The organism is Ignavibacteria bacterium (assembly GCA_016873775.1).
Taxonomy (GTDB): domain Bacteria; phylum Bacteroidota; class Ignavibacteria; order UBA10030; family F1-140-MAGs086; genus JAGXRH01.
In genome coordinates this window covers 1-18,217 of sequence record VGWC01000049.1, presented here as the reverse complement: position 1 = coordinate 18,217, position 18,217 = coordinate 1, and the positions used below count along the sequence as shown (strand labels likewise).

At 38.2% G+C, this 18,217-nt stretch carries 15 protein-coding genes; 5 read left to right on the top strand and 10 right to left on the bottom strand.

Annotated elements, in window-relative coordinates; translation table 11 throughout:
• Window positions 1-45: 45 nt before the first annotated feature.
• From sufC to FJ218_07740, 5 genes are all read right to left on the bottom strand, one after another.
• The gene (sufC, locus tag FJ218_07760) at window positions 46-846 is read right to left on the bottom strand and encodes a Fe-S cluster assembly ATPase SufC (protein MBM4166791.1); all 801 of its coding nucleotides are present in this window, start codon (window positions 844-846) and stop codon (window positions 46-48) included.
• A 55-nt stretch (window positions 847-901) separates the two neighbouring features.
• The gene (locus FJ218_07755; GenBank protein MBM4166790.1) at window positions 902-1,180 is read right to left on the bottom strand and encodes a hypothetical protein; all 279 of its coding nucleotides are present in this window, start codon (window positions 1,178-1,180) and stop codon (window positions 902-904) included.
• 217 nt (window positions 1,181-1,397) lie between these two features.
• A complete protein-coding gene (locus FJ218_07750) occupies window positions 1,398-2,597 on the bottom strand; it encodes an IscS subfamily cysteine desulfurase (GenBank protein MBM4166789.1) in 1,200 nt (399 codons plus the stop codon).
• Between the two features lies 1 nt (window position 2,598).
• Window positions 2,599-3,009: an Rrf2 family transcriptional regulator gene (locus FJ218_07745; GenBank protein ID MBM4166788.1), complete on the bottom strand. Its 411-nt coding sequence runs from the start codon at window positions 3,007-3,009 to the stop codon at window positions 2,599-2,601.
• Window positions 3,010-3,113: 104 nt separating this feature from the next.
• The gene (locus tag FJ218_07740; GenBank protein MBM4166787.1) at window positions 3,114-3,371 is read right to left on the bottom strand and encodes a hypothetical protein; all 258 of its coding nucleotides are present in this window, start codon (window positions 3,369-3,371) and stop codon (window positions 3,114-3,116) included.
• Window positions 3,372-3,541: 170 nt separating this feature from the next.
• Here FJ218_07740 and pdxA point away from each other — a divergent pair, with 170 nt between their 5' ends.
• Complete coding sequence (gene pdxA / locus FJ218_07735) at window positions 3,542-4,546, top strand: 4-hydroxythreonine-4-phosphate dehydrogenase PdxA (protein ID MBM4166786.1); 1,005 nt, start codon at window positions 3,542-3,544, stop codon at window positions 4,544-4,546.
• Window positions 4,547-4,555: 9 nt separating this feature from the next.
• On the opposite strand, the gene FJ218_07730 is transcribed toward pdxA, so the two are convergent.
• The 5 genes from FJ218_07730 to FJ218_07710 form a co-directional block, all read right to left on the bottom strand.
• A complete protein-coding gene (locus FJ218_07730; protein ID MBM4166785.1) occupies window positions 4,556-5,479 on the bottom strand; it encodes a TerC family protein in 924 nt (307 codons plus the stop codon).
• 34 nt (window positions 5,480-5,513) lie between these two features.
• Window positions 5,514-6,317, bottom strand: coding sequence for a hypothetical protein (locus FJ218_07725; protein MBM4166784.1), 804 nt, complete (start codon window positions 6,315-6,317; stop codon window positions 5,514-5,516).
• Window positions 6,318-6,322: 5 nt separating this feature from the next.
• Window positions 6,323-7,612, bottom strand: coding sequence for a citrate synthase (locus FJ218_07720; GenBank protein MBM4166783.1), 1,290 nt, complete (start codon window positions 7,610-7,612; stop codon window positions 6,323-6,325).
• 132 nt (window positions 7,613-7,744) lie between these two features.
• Window positions 7,745-8,965 (bottom strand): FtsX-like permease family protein, encoded by a 1,221-nt coding sequence (locus tag FJ218_07715; GenBank protein ID MBM4166782.1) that lies wholly within the window; start codon window positions 8,963-8,965, stop codon window positions 7,745-7,747.
• An 88-nt stretch (window positions 8,966-9,053) separates the two neighbouring features.
• Window positions 9,054-10,511, bottom strand: a complete 1,458-nt coding sequence (locus tag FJ218_07710; protein ID MBM4166781.1) for an efflux RND transporter periplasmic adaptor subunit — start codon at window positions 10,509-10,511, stop codon at window positions 9,054-9,056.
• 343 nt (window positions 10,512-10,854) lie between these two features.
• On the opposite strand from FJ218_07710, the gene FJ218_07705 reads away from it, so the two are divergent.
• The 4 genes from FJ218_07705 to FJ218_07690 all read left to right on the top strand — a co-directional run.
• A complete protein-coding gene (locus FJ218_07705) occupies window positions 10,855-11,484 on the top strand; it encodes a uracil phosphoribosyltransferase (GenBank protein ID MBM4166780.1) in 630 nt (209 codons plus the stop codon).
• 245 nt (window positions 11,485-11,729) lie between these two features.
• The gene (locus tag FJ218_07700; protein ID MBM4166779.1) at window positions 11,730-12,098 is read left to right on the top strand and encodes a T9SS type A sorting domain-containing protein; all 369 of its coding nucleotides are present in this window, start codon (window positions 11,730-11,732) and stop codon (window positions 12,096-12,098) included.
• Between the two features lie 101 nt (window positions 12,099-12,199).
• Window positions 12,200-12,640, top strand: a complete 441-nt coding sequence (locus FJ218_07695; GenBank protein MBM4166778.1) for a response regulator — start codon at window positions 12,200-12,202, stop codon at window positions 12,638-12,640.
• A 341-nt stretch (window positions 12,641-12,981) separates the two neighbouring features.
• Window positions 12,982-18,217: hypothetical protein (locus FJ218_07690; GenBank protein MBM4166777.1), on the top strand; the 5,236-nt coding region annotated here is incomplete at its 3' end.

Here is an 18,217-nt window from a genome sequence, read left to right as displayed (position 1 = left end):
ATCTTAATTATAGATTCCGAAACAAGTTCGGAATGACATTTTTATTTACGCCGCAATTCTTTCTGAATATTTTTCCTTCACCCAATCATAACCATTTGCTTCTAAATCAAGTGCAAGTTTTGGTCCGTCGGTTAGAATAATTTTTCCATTCCACAAAATGTGAACGAAATGCGGCTTGATATAATTGAGCAAGCGTTGGTAATGCGTAATGACGAGAACACTGCGATTCGGCGATGAAAGACGATTCACTCCATCGGAAACAATTTTCAATGCATCAATATCGAGTCCCGAATCCGTTTCATCGAGAATTGCAAGCGATGGTTCGAGCATTGACATTTGCAAAATCTCAGCACGTTTTTTTTCTCCGCCGGAAAATCCTTCGTTCACGTATCGCTTTTGAAACGATTCGTCAATTCCCAACTCCTTCATTTTTTCTGAAAGTCGTTTTGAAAATTGAATAATGGATTTTGCGTTTTGTTTTTTGTCTTTCTCCGGGTCAATTCCCGTTTTCTTTTTTTCGATCGAGTTCAATGATGAACGTAGAAAGTTAAATAATGTAACACCGGGAATTTCGTGCGGATATTGAAATGCGAGAAACATTCCAAGTGCGGCGCGTTCATCCGGTTCCATCTCGACAACGTTTTCGCCTTTGAACAAAATTTCTCCGTCCGTAATTGTGTATGAAGGATGTCCCATCAACGCATACGAAAGTGTACTTTTTCCGGAACCGTTTGGTCCCATAATCGCATGAACTTCGCCAACGTTGATTGCAAGGTTAAATCCTTTGAGAATTTTTTTGTCTTCAACTTCGACGTGAAGATTTTTTATTTCGAGTAAGTGTGTCAATTGATTTTAGAATTTAGATTTTAGATTTAAAATATTTCTTTAACAATTTGGAAAATTAAGCCGCTTGCACAGGAGTTGTAGTTGACACAGCTGTTGCTTGTGCCGCTGGTGTTGCTGCTGGTTTTGGTGCGGGTGGTGCAACTTCTTTTCTCGGCAACCAAAATTCCGGATAATTCAAAAGAAATGTTTGCTTGTCAATTCTTTTTATTGTGCCGTTGGTTTCCAAATGTTTCGCAACTTCATTCGTAACTTCTTCTGCGTCAAGATAGGAAAGTTTGATTCCCTTCTTCGATAAATATTCCATCGTTCCGTAATGCATATCGCGGAAAAACATATTGACAAATGATAAATTTTGAATTTCGATTTGAGAAATTTCAAATATTCTGTTGTGTTGCTTGTAATTGTTGCTGTTGCTTTGTTATTCATAATTGTGATGATTATTTTTTTGTATCATAAAAATTCTCATAGAACACAGATAACACTGATTAAACTGATAATCACGGATTTATTATCAGCGAAAATCCGTCACATCTGTGTCATCCGTGTTCTATTTAAGCAGTTCCAAGTTCTTCTTTCACTTTTTTAATTTTGTACTTAGAAGAAATTAAACGCAATTGCTCTACAACTTCTTTTACTCGTTTTGCCGTGTATTCAATTTCTTCTTCCGTGTTAAATCTTCCAATTCCAAATCGAATACATGAATGCGCTTGTTCATTCGATAATCCGATTGCTTTCAAAACGTGCGACGGCATTGCTTGCGAAGTCGAACACGCTGAACCGGATGAAACAGCAATTTCTTTCATTCCGAGCATTAACGCTTGCGCATCAACTCCATCGAAACCAACATTCAAATTGTTCGGAATTCTCTCAGACAAATCTCCATTGAACCAAATGTTTTCTATTGATGTGAAAAATCGTTGTTGTAATGTTTCTCGTAGAGACGCAATATATTGCGTCTCTACATTCATTTCGTTCGATAAAATTTCAATCGCTTTTCCTAATCCTACAATTGCCGGAACATTCAACGTTCCTGAACGCAAACCTTTTTCGTGTCCGCCGCCATGTTGTTGTGCAGAAACTTTTATTTGTGGATTTTTTTTTCGAACATACAAAGCGCCAATTCCTTTTGGTCCATAAATTTTATGCGCAGAAAGCGAAAGCAAATGAATATTTAATTTTTGAACATCTATCGGAATTTTTCCAATCGCTTGTGTTGCATCGGTATGAAATATAATTCCTCGTTCCGCGCAAAGTTTTCCGATTTCTTCTATCGGTTGGAATGTTCCGATTTCGTTATTCGCAATCATAATCGAAACAAGAATCGAATTTGAACGTAATGCATTTTCAAGTTCATTCAAATCTATTTTTCCAAACTTATCAACGCGCACATACGAAACTTCACAACCGCTTTTTTCAAAATGTTTGCAAACATCGAGGACAGAATGATGTTCCGTTACGCACGAAATAACATGATTTCCTTTTTGCTTACAACTTTCTACAATTCCTTTGATTGCAAGATTATTTGATTCTGTTGCGCCGCTTGTAAAAATTATTTCGCTCGGTTCTGCATTTAAATATTTCGCAACAAAACTTCTCGAAGTTTCAACCGATTCTTCTGCTTGCCATCCATAATTATGCTGACGACTCGATGCATTTCCAAACTTTTCAGAAAAGTATGGCAACATTGTTTCGACAACTCTTGGGTCAACTTGTGTTGTTGCGTGATTATCAAGATAAATCGGAAACTTCATTTCAGTGTAAAATTTCCTGCAAACTCATTTGTTGAAATGCATTGTTAATCGTTTGCTGAATTTTAAGTAAAGGACTTTTTATTGTGCAGAACGAAGACACAGCGCAATTCTCAATCGGTTCTGCTTCGCATTGCATCAAGGAAATTTGCGGAACTTGTTCAATCGCATTGATAACATCAGAAATTTTTATATCGCTTGGGTTTTTCGTAAGAATATATCCACCATAAACTCCTTGTCGCGGGATAATGAATCCTCTTCTTGCAAGTACTTGCATTACTTTCGCCAATAAGTTGTATGGAATTGCATAACGCTCCGAAATTTCTTTCGTTGTTGTGCAACAATCGTTTTTTTGCAACGCCATATGACGAATTGCAATCAAACCATATTCAACTTTTTTAGAAATTTGTAACATTCAAATACGACTGAATTAGTCCAATTTTACCGTAAAAAAATAGCCCTTTTTGGGGGTAATTTTTTGATGGGAGAAGATATGAATTTCTGTTTTACAACAAAAAATTAGTTCTTTGAACGTGAAGGTTTTCGTTCTGCAACTTTTTTTACCATCACTTCAACTCTATCTAAATCAATTTCGACTTCCGCTTCGCAGTATGGACACGTTTTCACGCTTTTTCTGTCAAAATTCACAGGGTTATTGCATTCGGGGCAACCGGTAATAACTACGCCAACAACGCGCGCACGGCGTTTTAATTCAACTGGTTCAACTATTTCAGTTGTATTTTTTGAAAGATGTTTTTTAGAATTTTTTCTTGTCATTTGTTTTGTTTTACAAAAAAAATTGGGTAAAAATATAAGCGTTTTCCTTACTCACACAAAAATATTTCCTGTTTTTTTTCTCTTACTATTTACACTTGTTATCAAAAATTTGTGAATGTAAACAAACGTTAGTACTTTCACGTTGTTTTTTTAAAGAAATCATTATCAAAATGTCTACGAAAACTGACAGACCATTTATATCAATCACGTGCGGTGATATCAACGGAATTGGTCCGGAAGTTGTATTAAAATCAGCGACAGATTTCACTATAAAAAAAAATTGCATCCCAGTTCTTATTGGACCACGCACCGTTTTTGAACATCATGCAAAACGTCTCCATTTGCAATGCGTGTTCGTTGAATTTGATTCGAAAAGTGTTCAATCAAAAAATTCTGTTCTCTATATTAATATCGAAAAGAATTCGAACCAAAGCAGCATCTTCAGAAAAAGAGAACATCCTTCAGAAAATATTTCTGTTTCTTCTATTCGCATTGCAGTAGCACTATGTCTCGGCAATGTTGTTTCAGCAATGGTTACTGCGCCAGTATCGAAAGAAGCATTGCGTTTATGTTCATTTCCGTTTCCCGGACAAACTGAATTTATCGCTTCGCTCACTCACTCGGATAATTTTGGAATGATGCTGTATTCTTCTATGATGAAAATTGCGCTCGCAACAATTCATATTCCAATCCAAAGCATTTCCACATTACTGACAATAGAACTTCTTCAACAAAAATTGCAATTGATTTCCGATTGTTTAATAAATGATTTCAAAATATTACGTCCGCGTATCGCTGTTCTTGGTCTCAATCCGCACGCGGGAGAATTTGGTTTATTCGGCAACGAAGAAAACAACGTCATCATTCCCGCAATACAGTCAATGAAATCAAGAAAATGTATAGTCGAAGGACCGTTTTCTGCCGATGGTTTTTTTGGCAATCGTTCGTATCTACATTACGATGCAGTGCTTGCAATGTATCACGACCAAGGATTAATTCCGTTAAAAATTTCTGGAATGAAGGAAGGAGTAAATTTTACTATGGGATTACCAATTGTGCGAACCTCGCCAGCACACGGAACGGCTTTCGATATTGCAGGAAAAGGAATAGCGGATGCGACAAGTATGAAAACAGCAATACTGGAAGCAATAAAAATTTCGAATAACAGAAAGTGATTGAAATAATTATGATTTGTTTTTTTGCGGTTTTATTAACGAAAGAATAATTGAAACCACTAATATTGTTACAACTACACTCAAGGCAAATCCAATGGGAATTTTATAATAATCAGAAAGTAACATTTTTGCACCGATAAAAACAAGAACGAATGCTAATCCGTATTTCAGATAATAAAACAATTCCATAATTCCTGCAAGTGCAAAATACAATGCACGCAATCCCAATATTGCAAAAACGTTGGATGTATATACGATAAAAGGGTCAGTAGTTATTGCTAAAATGGCGGGAATGGAATCAACGGCGAACACTAAATCCGTTGTTTCAACAATGATGAGAACAACAAAAAGTAATGTTGCTTTTCTTTTATTATCCTCTCTTGTAAAAAAATTCCCTTCGACAAAACGCGGAGTAACAGAAATGAACAATTTAAAGAAACGTACAACTATATTTTTTTCCGGATGTATTTCTTTTTCTTCTTTCTGAAATCCCATTTTTATTCCCGTGTACACAAGAAATGCACCAAAGAGAAAAATTACCCAATGAAACGTGTTGATAAGAATAACTCCGAAAAAAATGAGTATCGCACGCATAATCAGTGCGCCGATAATTCCCCAAAATAATACTTTGTGCTGATACTTCGGTAGAACTTTGAAATAAGAAAATATTAGGAGAAAGACAAACAAATTGTCAATGCTCAAAGATTTTTCGATGATATACCCGGTTAAAAATTCAAATGCGCGCACCTTTCCCAAATAATAATACACACCTACATTAAATAACAATGCAAGCGCAATCCACACACCGCTCCATATAAGTGCTTCTTTAATGGTAATCTCGTGCGCTTCCCGATTGAAAATAAGGAGGTCAATCAAAAGCATCACGACAACGAATATATTAAAGACGCCTATCCAGAGTAATTCATATTCCATAGCAATTATTCTTTGTTAATGAATGCAACATACTTTAAATCAAATCATCGCTGAGCATATCTTCAGCAAGTTTTTCATGTTTCTTTTGTTTTCGTTCTTTCCGAACGTTGAAAATAAAAGAAGCCAAAAACAGTACGCCTATCATCGTATAGAAAAACCAATGTGCAATTTCCCACTGGATGAGATTTTTGGCATGCAAAAATTCTATGAAAAGTTTCAATCCTATCCAAAAAACAACTGCGTACGCCGCATCAACCAGCGCGGGAAACCGCTTCAAAAGTGAGAGGAAAGAACCGGCAACAAACCGCATAGAAATGATTCCAAGAATTCCTCCTGTGATAATAACCCAAAGTTTTGTGGACATTGCAACGGCGACAAAAATGGAATCAACAGAAAAAACTATATCCGTTAATTCAATGGCAATAACCGTACTCCAAAACTGCGATAATCCGAAAATAGATTTTGCATTTTTTTTCTTTAAATGTTCAACATCGTCTCCTAATAAAATTTTTTCGTGAAAATGTTTTACTCCCAAATACATTAAATACATTCCACCAATCATTTTTACCCAAGGCCATTGCAATAAATAACTGATAAAGACAAGCGAAACAATACGAAATGCAACAGCGCCAAACATTCCGTACTTCAATGCTTTTTTCTGCTCACCCAATGGTAAAGGAAGAGCGAGTACTGCTAATACGATAGCATTATCCGCGCTTAATAATCCTTCCATAAAAACGAGGACAAATACTACTCCTAAATCTTGCAGTTGAATATCCATGGGTTTGAATTGAAAAAAAAAATGAAGTCCAACAAATAATGTGGACTCCATTGACATTCTTCCTATCCTCGTTTTGTAAATGGAACAAAATCGCGCTGCTGATGTCCGATATAAATTTGCCGCGGACGCGCAATTTTCTGTTCTGCATCAGAAAGTAATTCCTGCCATTGTGAAAGCCATCCAGGAGTTCTTCCAATTGCAAACAATACGGTGAACATTGATGTTGGAAATCCCATCGCCTGATAAATCAAGCCGGAATAAAAATCAACATTCGGATACAGTTTTCGCTTCACAAAATATTCATCTTCAAGCGCAATTCGTTCTAATTCCAAAGCAATATCGAGTAAAGGATTTCTTCCCGTTACATCAAATACTTGGTCAGCAAGTTTTTTAATTATTTTTGCACGCGGGTCATAGTTTTTATACACACGATGACCGAAGCCCATCAAGCGAGAACCTTTTCCTTCCTTTACTTCTTTGATAAACGAAGGAACATTGGAAAGCGAACCGATTTCCCTAAGCATTTTTAACACCTCTTCATTAGCACCTCCGTGAAGCGGTCCATAAAGTGCGGCTATTGCTCCTGCTGTTGCTGAAAATGGATCCGTTAACGAACTTCCAATGGAACGCATCGAGTTTGCGCTGCAATTTTGTTCGTGGTCTGCGTGGAGAATGAATAGTACATCTAATGCTTTTGCCAAAACAGGATTTGTATTATGTTTCGCAGTTTTTCCGAATAACATCGAAAGAAAATTTTCTGCAAAACTCAATCCGTTTTCCGGATAAATGTACGGAAGCCCGATACTATGACGATAAGCAAACGCTGCAAGTGTAGGCATTTTTGCCGTCAATCGTACAATCTGAAGTTTTCGGGAATTGGTATCGTGAATGTTGCGCGCATCGGGATAGAACGTTGAAAGCGCTCCTACTGTTCCAAGTAACATTCCCATCGGATGTGCGTCGTGATGATAACCATCCATAAATTTTTTAATGTTCTCGTGAATCATCGTATGATTCGTGACTTCCTGAACCCAAGCGTCGTATTGTTCACGCGTCGGAAGTTCTCCGTTCAAAAGTAAATAAGCAACTTCCAGGAACGAACAACTTTCTGCGAGTTGTTCAATGGGATATCCTCGATATTGCAAAATTCCTTTATCTCCGTCTATAAACGTAACGGCGCTTTTACACGATGCTGTGTTCATAAACGCAGGGTCATACGTCATCATTCCGAAATCGTCATCTTTAGTTTTTATTTGGCGTAAATCCATCGCACGAATCGTTTCGTACTCTATTGGTATTTCATATTGCTTTCCTGTTCTGTTATCAGTAATTGTAAGTGTGTTTGTTGGCATATTGATTTTGTTTCTTGTTATATAAAAAATGTAAAATGCGGGCAAAAGTTACAAAATAATTCTGCGGAAAAAAGATGGTGTGTCTTTTCGATTTTCAATATTGACCAATGTATTCATCGTCAATTCTCTTTTTTATTCATAACGTAACGCTTCAATAGGATTGAGTGACGCCGCTTTTCTAGCAGGATAATATCCAAAAAAAATTCCTACTGCGGCAGAAAAACCAACAGCGAGAATAATTGATGAAGTAGAAACAAACACAGGCCATAGCGCGAATTTTGCAACAAGATTAGAAGCCGCAATTCCTAAACCTATACCCAATATTCCACCGACAACACCAAGAACAATTGCTTCTGTAAGAAATTGAGAAAGTATATCACCGCGTCGCGCACCAATTGCTTTGCGAATTCCGATTTCGCGCGTTCGCTCTGTAACAGAGACAAGCATAATGTTCATAATGCCAATTCCTCCAACGATGAGAGAAACGCCGGCAATACTTCCCAACAACATCGTCATAATTTTTGACGTTGATGTTGATGCTTCTGCAATTTCAGTTTGTGTTCGAATGGTAAAATCATTGTCATCCATCGGTGAAAGTTTATGACGTACGCGCAGTAATTCTGTGATTTGCTGTTGCGCTTCAGTGATTTGGGCTTTACTTCTTGCTGAAGCGATAAATCTCCATTCACGAGTATTGTTTCCCATAAAACGTTTCATCAACGTTGTGTAGGGAACAAGCACAACATCGTCTTGGTCTTGTCCCATCATATTTTGTCCTTTCGGTTGCAACGTTCCGATGACTTTAAATGGTGTGTTGCGAATACGAATTGTTTGTCCAATCGGGTTTGCGCTTTCAAAAAGTTGTTGAACAACAGTTTGTCCAAGCAAACAAACTTTTGTCGCTGCACGAACATCCTGCTCGCTAAAAAATTCTCCCAAATCCAAACGCCAATCGCGAATGGAAAAATAATCTACCGTTCCTCCTTGCATCGAACTACTCCAATTCAAATTTCCCGAAACAATTTGTCCACCGCTGCGCAACAACGGACTCATCAACGAAACTGCGGGACATTGTTCTTTAATCGCTTTTGCATCGTCTTCCGTCAATGTCGTGTTTGAACCAGCGCCGGAAGAAACTCCACCACGCGTTGTGTTGCCGGGAAAAATGAGAATCACGTTTGTTCCGAGCGAATTGATTTGCGCTTCGACAGATGTTTGCGCTCCTTGTCCTATCGCAACCATAGCAATCACAGCACCAACGCCGATAATGATTCCAAGCATTGTAAGAAGCGAACGCATTTTATTTCGCAACAAAGCATCAAATGCGATACGAAGAATTTCAAAAAAGCGCATAGTTATTATTTACGAATTACAAATTACGGTTTACGATTTTCAGTTTACGATGTACAAATTCTAAATTGGAAATTAGCAATTGTAAATTTTAAAATCCTCTTCTCATTCCACCGCCTCCTCCACCTCCGCCTCCCGGCATTCGTGGAGCAAATGGATTTTGATTTTGCATTCCTTGCATCGAACTCATTTCGTTGCCATTCATTCCCACAATCACTTCATCGCCTTCTTTTAAGTCTTCAGAAAAAATTTCAATGAAGCGATTATCCGTAATTCCCGTACGAATGCGAACTTGTTTCAAATCTTTTCCATTCACTAACATCCACACGCGCGCAAAATTTCGTTTGGACATTTTCATTTTGTCCATTCCTTTCGCTCCTTCTCGACGCTCTTTCCATTGTTGCATTTGTTCGTTGGAAAATTCTCTACGTTCTCCACGTTGTTCTCCTTCTCTCCTATTTTTCCATTCACCATCGCCGCGTCGCATTCTTCGTTCGCCATTTTCTCCATTTTTATTTTTCATTGATGAATCACTACTACTCCATTTCTCCACAACTCCATCACTCCTCTTTTCCGAGTCAACATTACTCATCGAAGAAGAAGAATCTTTCTGTGAAGAAATTTTTTCGAGTACATCCATCGGCGGTTGAAATCGCAATGCAAGCGCTGGAATGCGTAATACGTTTTCTCTTTTATTGACTAAAATAGAAACCGTCGCAGTCATTCCGGGACGCAATTTCATCTCATCATTTGGAACTTCTATTATTACGGTGTACGTAACAACGTTTTGCACTTGAATTGGAGCGATGCGTACTTGTGTTACTGTTCCTTTAAATTCTTCTTCAGGATATGCATCAACAGTAAACGTTACTTCCTGACCTTCTTTTACTTGACCAATATCCGCTTCATCAACATTTGCTTCCACTTGCATTGTTTGTAAATCGTTTGCAACAACAAAAAGTTTCGGGGCTTGAAAACTTGCTGCTACTGTTTGTCCAACATCCACGTCCCGCGAAATTACAATGCCATCTATCGGCGAGCGAATTACCGCATACCGCAAATTTACTTTTGCTCGTTCAAGTGATGCGTGCGATTGCTTCCGTTGTGCATTCGCAGTTTCTAAATCCGTTTGCGCCTTATCATTTTCCGCTTGTGAAACCAAACCTTTTTCAAACAATCCTTTTATTCTGTTTAAATTTCTTTGCGCTTCGTTCACTTGCGCCTGTACGCGCTCAAGATTCGCCTCCGATTCTTTTACTGATGCAAAAAGAAACGTTGAATCAATAATTGCAACAACTTGTCCTGCGTGTACTACTGAATTAAAATCCGCAAACAACTTTAAAATCGTTCCTGAAACTTGACTTCCTACTTGAACGTTGCGTTTCGGGTTGATTGTTCCAGTTGCTCGCACGCGAACAACAATATCGCCGCGTGTAATTTTTTCTGTTCGGTATTGTACTTCTTCTGTTTTGGAATTGTTAAAATAATAATAACCGCTCGAACCAAGCACTGCAACAACCAAAAAAATGTATAAGAGAGTTTTCTTCATTCAATTTATGTAAATCAAAAAAATTAGTTTCGAAAAGAGATGTGTATCTGTATTTTAAATGCAAATTTTGAGGAGAAAAATATGAAATAATATCTCAAAACCATTTTGTTTGTTAAGAACAACGCATAATTTTTAGCGTCGTGTTAGATACAATGCTTGAAAAAAGAGTTTAAAATATAGCGGAAGAAATTGCTTTTTTGTTTTAAACTCGCTTTTCATTTCTCTATCTTTTCCACGAAAATTTTGTTCAATCGTTCGCTTGCCCGCCAAGATGTGTAAATTTGCTCGTTGATTAGTTACAAACGAACAAACTAACTAACAAGCAAACCAATAAACATACTCTATGAAGAACTTCAAACTCATTGACCATCCCGTCATCAAACGCGATTTAACAACGTTGCGCAACAAAAAAACACCAAGCAGTTTGTTTCGACCAACATTGCGGCGCATTTCCATCATCCTTGCATTTGAAGCCGCGCGCGATTTGAAACTGAAAGAATTCAACGTGCAAACTCCGCTCGAAAAGACAACAGGATACGATTTGAAAGATACTATCGTCCTCGTTCCTGTTCTTCGCGCTGGGCTCGGAATCATTGGCGGATTTCTCGATGTGTTTTCCAATGCACGTGTTGGTCATATCGGACTTGCGCGCAATGAAAAAACTCTTGAGCCAATGGATTATTACTTTAAAATTCCACAACGTATCAAAGGAAGCGTCGTGTTTCTTTTGGACCCGATGCTTGCAACTGGGGGAAGCGGAAGCGCGGCAATAAAATTTTTGAAACAACGCGGAGCAGAAACAGTTCGATACGTTTGTCTTGTCGCTGCGCCTGAAGGAGTGAAACGCATTCTCAAAGACCACAGCGATGTCATTATTTATTCCGCCGCGCTCGATAGGGAATTGAACAACAAAGGTTACATCCTTCCTGGGCTTGGCGATGCGGGCGATAGAGTATTCGGAACGAATGAATAATTTTCGATTTCATATTGTATTACGAAGCAAGTTTCAATTGTTAAGCGAATATTTTAATTCGGCTCTAGACTAGGAAATCAAGAAAAATGTTGAATAAAATGTATCATCTCACCCTTGAAATGTGGTAAAATTTCAATTATCACGCAACGGTTACGGGAACATCGTATGAAGATGTTTCGGAACACATATACTATTTTGTTTGAACGGCAGACAACGCAAACGTTCTTTCATCGCCCTCGAATACTATTTACTTCGTTTGCCAAAATATCAGTGAAAACAAAATTCGAGCGAATGTTCTTCGGGAACTTCCCGCTGAATTTTCACTTTCGCAAAACTTTCCCAATCCGTTTAATCCGACGACAACGATTCGATTTGAAATTCCCGTAGGGGCAATTCATGAATTGCCCTTACAAACAACGTTGAAAATCTACAACGTTCTCGGTCAAGAAGTAGCAACGCTTTTAAACAATGAAACGATGGAAGAAGGAGAACACGAAGTGCAATTTGATGCGAATAAACTATCGAGCGGAATTTATTACTACCGCATAATCGTGAAAGGAATCGAAACCGAAGAAACATTTTCTTCCGTGAGGAAAATGGTATTAATGAAATAGTAATGGATGATTTGTTCTAAATAAATGAGACCCATTGAGGTAAATATTTTTCGTTATGCGAATACCTAAAGGTTCATAGAACAATTCAGTGCGAAAAACAAATGGTTGCAGAGGATACTTCTGCAACCATTCGTTTGTTTGTTCAATTCTACATTACGTTTTTTACAAAAACTATGTTACGTGCGGTGATAATAGATGACGAACGAAGCGGAAGAACTGTCCTCCGTCAAATGCTTGAACGTTTTTGCAAGAACGTTGAAGTTGTTGCAACTGCTGATAGCGCTTCTGCGGGAAAAGAAGTAATTCTGCAATATGAACCCAATGTCGTATTTCTCGATATCGAAATGCCGGTAAAGAATGGTTTTGAAATGTTGAAAGAACTACGACAAAAGAACTTCAGTGTCGTTTTTGTAACGGCGCATTTTCAATACATCTATCAAGCGATGGATTTACCAAATGTTGTGGATTATTTACTGAAACCCATTGGATTGAAGGAATTAAAAAATGCAGTGCAAAAAGTGGAAATAGGAAAGTACACATAATAAATCCTGCCGTACTGCAGTTACCGCAAGTGATTCATATCCAATTAGAGAAATGTATTTTCAAAAATAAAAAAAATCTCTACAAATATTTCTTAAACTCTTTTACCCTTCAATACGTCAAATTGCAACAATATTTTTTGGTTCAAATATTTGGCATAGATATTGTTACAACAAAGAAGTTACACTTATTACAGGTTTGGAGTTCGCAAGAAAAGATGTGGTATTAGTCAAAAAGTGGAAAGTACTTGCATCTTTTTATTGGTGGTGTTGCTAAATAAGTGTATCATTCTTCCGCATTTTTTAATTAATAATTTATTCATTTCTAAATTACGAGGTATTTTATGTTGAAACGTTCGTTTACAACTTTATTACTAATGTTATTCGTTCTTTTCATTTCTGTAGATACATTTGCAGGAAAGAAAAGTATTACAAAACCGAAAAAGGTTAAGTCGTTAACACGTCAAGCAGTTTTTGCCCCCGCTTCACTCGGGAAGCAAGGAACGTTGAATGTGCAAGGACTTACAGTAGAAGATTTCGAAAACGCAACCTTTCCTCCAACAGGTTGGCGTGTTGGAAATGCAAATTCAGGCACAGTTACGTGGGCTCGTATGAGTGGCGCAAGCGGTTATGGAATCGGAAGCGGTTCTGTATATATGGATTGCTACAACTATTCCAATACAGGACAACGCGATTCTTTGAAAACGCCAGTACTGACGGGACTCGTTTCAGGAGATTTACTGAAGTTTGATGTTGCATATGCAGAGAACACATACGGCAACGATTCGTTGAAAGTAGTCATTTCAACGGACGGAGGCGTAACGTTTTCTACAACACATATTTATAAAAAAGGCGGCGCATCGTTAGGAACTGAAGTTACGGACGATGAATATATTCCACCTGCGTTTCCAACTGCATGGCGCACAGAACAAGTATCGCTTCCTTCATCGGTAGTGGGTGCGAATGTGGTTATCGCATTTATATCCAGGAATTACTACGGAAACAATATTTACATTGACAATATAAAAATTGGTTCTGTTGCTGTCGATCTATCTGTAACTGCTGTCAGTTTCAGTCAACCTGTGATAATGAGCGTTGCGAATAATGTTGTTGCATCAGTAAAGTGGTTAGGAAGCGCAGCAGCACCATCTACCATCAATCTAACTTACAAAGCAGGTTCTGCACCTACGAGTTCCGTTGATGGAATAAATGAAACGTTGACGCCAACCTGGAGCGGCACGCCACCGGTTGCAAACGTAACGTTCACTACTTCTTATATACCTCCATCAGGTGGTTTTCAAATGTATGTTCGCAGTTTTGTAGCCAGTGATGGAGACGGTTCTAACGATATAGCATCCGGAAATTTTACCGGTTCACTGATGTACAGTTCATTTCCATACACAGAAAACTTCGAAGGAATATCTGATTCCGGTTGGACAACTGGTGCTATGAGCGGACCAGTTGAATGGGTAAGAGGAACTCCGTCAAAAACACAAATGGCTTCTGCTCATAGCGGTGTAAACGCTTGGGTAACAAAAACAACTGGCAATTATTCCATTGACTTAAATAATTATGTAATGTCTCCTTATTTTAATTTCTCTTCTTTAACCAATGACCCAGTTCTAAGTTTTTATAACAACTATAAATCAGAATCCGGTTATGATGGAGGAGTAATAGAAGTGAGTATAAACGGCGGAGCATTTACCATTGTAGGAGAATTTGAAGACATTTCCGGTTATAACTGGTACGATTACGAAAACCCAATTCCGGAAGGATCGCCGATCAAAATCAATGGTCCAAGTTGGAGTGGTTCAAGCGCATTATTAGATAACCCTGTGAACGGATGGGTGAACTCATATTTAGTTCTTACCGGATTAGCAGGCGTATCAAATGTTCAATTCAGATTTCGATTTATTTCTGATGAATCGTCAGTTGATGAAGGATGGGCGATTGATGATATCAATATATTTGTACCTTCATCAATTTCCGGAACTGTTTTCGAAGACCTTAACGGTGATGGAATGAAAGACGCTGGCGATCCGGGAATGATGGATGAAGAATTAAATTTAACGGGCACTCAAACTCGCGTTACCTATACTGACGGTGATGGTTTATATTCTTTCGTAGGACTTCCATCGGGAACGTACACTGTTTCTCTCACGACTTGGGGAGGAATGATTCAAACGCTTCCTGCCACTCCGCATACCTATACAGAAATCCTCGATGGCGATAATGTTATTGATAAAGATTTCGGTGCATTTTTTCCAGGAACAATCAGCGGTTTAAAATTTCTCGATATTAATAGCAACGGCGTAAAAGATATTGGTGAAACTCCTCTTGCAAACTGGAAAATAAAATTATCCGGTCCTGTCGTTGATTCAATAATTACATTAGCAGATGGATTATTTTCATTTCTCGATTTACCCGCAGGAAATTATACGCTCACGGAAGAAATGCAAGAAGGATGGTTGCAAACAATGCCTGCAAACAACGAACCATATTCAATCACGATGACGAGTAATGCAAACATCGCAAATCAAGACTTCGGTAATTTTCAATACGGAAAAATCAGCGGTATGAAATTTAACGATGCGAATAATAATAGTGCAAAAGATGTTGGCGAAACAGGGATTGCCAATTGGAAAATCAAAATTTCCGGCGCAGCATACGATTCTGTGTTCACCGATAATGATGGAAATTATCTCTTCACTCAACTACTCGCAGGGAATTACACTGTGGGCGAAGAAAATAAACCGGGATGGAGCCAAACATTTCCTGCAACTCCTGGAACATATTCACTTGCAGTAGTAAATGCAAGTAATTTTACAGAAAAAGATTTCGGCAATTATGAAGTTGTCGGAATTTATGGAAAAAAATTTAACGACCTTAATGGTGATGGTACGAAAGGAATCAACGAACCGGGAATTCCCAACTGGAAAATTTTTCTTTCCGGTGTTGCTACGGAATCAACATTAACCGACGCAAATGGCGATTATGCGTTCTTCAATCTTGTTTCCGGTAATTATACTGTAAGCGAAGAAGAAGTTGAAGGATGGTTGCAAACAAAACCTGCAACGGGAACGTATAGCATTGATCTCACTGGAGGAATTTTAACAGATATTGATTTCGGCAATTTCAAATTCGGAAAAATTTCGGGAATGAATTTTTACGATGCAAACAACAACGGTTTAAAAGATGTCGGCGAACTTGGTATCGAGAACTGGAAAATTTATCTTTCCGGAAATGAATTGGATTCTGTTCTTACGAACGCCGATGGAAATTATCTGTTCGACAATTTGACTGTTGGTCAATATACAATCAGCGAAGAACAACAATACGGATGGGTGCAAACATATCCGTTTTCTTCAACATATACTCTTGACATTGCAAGCGGAAGTAATGTTCAGGGGAATGACTTTGGAAATTTCCAACTTGGAAGTATCAGCGGTATAGCGTTTGACGATGTTGATGGCAACGGAGTAAAAAACGTTGGCGAACCTGGAATTGAAGATTGGAAAATATATCTCTCCGGTGATGCCATAGATTCTGTTCTTTCCGATGCTGATGGAAATTATTCATTCAGTAATTTGTACCCCGGATCGTACGTAATCAGCGCGGAAGTTCAAACAAATTGGGTTCAAACGTTACCGACTTTACCCGATTATAATTATGTTGAACTTAATAACGGTGAAAACGCTACGGAACAGAATTTCGGAAACTTTCGACTCGGCTCTATTTCTGGATTGAAATTCAACGATGTTAATGGAAACGGGACAAAAGATAACGGCGAAAACGTGCTTTCCGGTTGGATGATATATTTGTATTCGCCCGATATCAATACACTTGTTGATTCGATGGCAACGGATGATGAAGGCGGATTTTTATTCACCGATTTATTTGCTGAAACATATCTTGTTCGCGAAAAAATGCAAAGCGGATGGATGCAAACAACATCAAATCCCGATGACGTCCATATCACGAGTGGATTATTTGCAAAAAATCTGAAGTTCGGAAACTTTCAACTCGGAACAATAAGCGGAAAGAAATTCAATGATGTCATCGGCGACGGAATTCTTGATGCAAACGATGTCGGTGTGCAAAACTGGAAAATAAAACTTTCCGGCGCAGTTACCGATTCAACGATTACGGATGCGAACGGAAATTATACCTTTGCAAATCTTGGCGCAGGAAATTATTCCGTCAGCGAAGAATTGCAAACCGGATGGATGCAAACGTTGCCGCAAAGTGGCGTGTATGATGTAACGATGACTTCTGGTTTGCTTTCTGTGAATAATAATTTCGGAAATTTCCAATACGGAACAATAAGCGGAAAGGTATATGTTGACGCAAATAATGATAGTTTGTATTCTGTTGGTGAAACCGGTGTTGCAAACTGGTCATTGTTTATTTCGAAAAACGGAAATACCATAGATACGGTTCTTACCGATGCGACTGGAAATTATTCATTCACACAGTTAACTACCGGAACATACAGCGTTTCACAAATCGTCGGAACCGGATATATGACGCTCGAAAACGGAAGCGGATTTAGCGTTGATATTGTTTCCACTAGTTCGTTCACGAAAAACTTTGGCGTTCTGCTTGATACTGTTAAGTTGCGTACGTTTATGCAATCTCCAACAACATTAACGGCTAAAGTAGTGAAGTTAAAATATATTGTGAAAACAAATACCGTTGTTGGCACGCCGAACGAACCAACGGTGTTGTATAATGAATTCTCGAAAATCGGAAAACTCGGTTCAACGTTTCTTGGCGTTGCGCAAACGAGTAAAGATTCCGCGAAGAAATACGGATGGTTATATTTCAAAACAGCATCTGCGCTCGTAAAATTCTATTCATCTGCACATACGGTTAATTCAAAATATTATCCGATAGATTCGTTACGTGTTACCGGAAAGAAATCAAAGAAACTTGCAAAAGCAATCGTTCCGGTGCGCAAAACGCATGACAATAATGCATGGGCGGAAGGTGTTTTGCTGCGACTCAATATTTTAGCAAGTAAAGATTCCATTACGCCTTACGGATTTGGTTCGTTAGTGCTTGATACGAATGTTTCTCTTGCAGGAAAAAATCTGCAGGGAAAAACTTTAAAAGAAGTTGCAAACGAACTGGATACTGTGATGACGTATTGGCAATTGCGGGGAGTAACGGATTCTTCCGATTACCAAGAAATTGCTGTACTTGTTAATAATGTTATCAAACCGATAAACGAAGGTTTTTATGCTTCAATGACAACGGATAATTCATACATAGATTTAACTGGATTGAAGAATAAAAATTACTATGCGGCGAAATTAAAAGGTATCAAAACCGCAACAGAATTCGGACGATTAGTAAAATTTGTTCCCGGAAAATTCAACGAAACGTACGGAACTCCTACAACGACGTTTGCAGAATCTCCATCGCAATTTGTTCTGCAACAAAACTATCCCAATCCGTTTAATCCGACAACAACGATTCGATTTGAAATTCCCGTAGGGGCAATTCATGAATTGCCCTTACAAACAACGTTGAAAATCTACAACGTTCTCGGTCAAGAAGTAGCAACGCTTTTGAATA

Bases quoted from the DNA above. Each gene is read 5' to 3' on its own strand.
- FJ218_07755 (MBM4166790.1), bottom strand. From the start codon at position 1,180: ATGTTTTTCCGCGATATGCATTACGGAACGATGGAATATTTATCGAAG.
- FJ218_07750 (MBM4166789.1), bottom strand. From the start codon at position 2,597: ATGAAGTTTCCGATTTATCTTGATAATCACGCAACAACACAAGTTGAC.
- FJ218_07745 (MBM4166788.1), bottom strand. From the start codon at position 3,009: ATGTTACAAATTTCTAAAAAAGTTGAATATGGTTTGATTGCAATTCGT.
- FJ218_07740 (MBM4166787.1), bottom strand. From the start codon at position 3,371: ATGACAAGAAAAAATTCTAAAAAACATCTTTCAAAAAATACAACTGAA.
- pdxA (MBM4166786.1), top strand. From the start codon at position 3,542: ATGTCTACGAAAACTGACAGACCATTTATATCAATCACGTGCGGTGAT.
- FJ218_07730 (MBM4166785.1), bottom strand. From the start codon at position 5,479: ATGGAATATGAATTACTCTGGATAGGCGTCTTTAATATATTCGTTGTC.
- FJ218_07725 (MBM4166784.1), bottom strand. From the start codon at position 6,317: ATGTCAATGGAGTCCACATTATTTGTTGGACTTCATTTTTTTTTTCAA.
- FJ218_07720 (MBM4166783.1), bottom strand. From the start codon at position 7,612: ATGCCAACAAACACACTTACAATTACTGATAACAGAACAGGAAAGCAA.
- FJ218_07715 (MBM4166782.1), bottom strand. From the start codon at position 8,965: ATGCGCTTTTTTGAAATTCTTCGTATCGCATTTGATGCTTTGTTGCGA.
- FJ218_07710 (MBM4166781.1), bottom strand. From the start codon at position 10,511: ATGAAGAAAACTCTCTTATACATTTTTTTGGTTGTTGCAGTGCTTGGT.
- FJ218_07705 (MBM4166780.1), top strand. From the start codon at position 10,855: ATGAAGAACTTCAAACTCATTGACCATCCCGTCATCAAACGCGATTTA.
- FJ218_07695 (MBM4166778.1), top strand. From the start codon at position 12,200: ATGGTTGCAGAGGATACTTCTGCAACCATTCGTTTGTTTGTTCAATTC.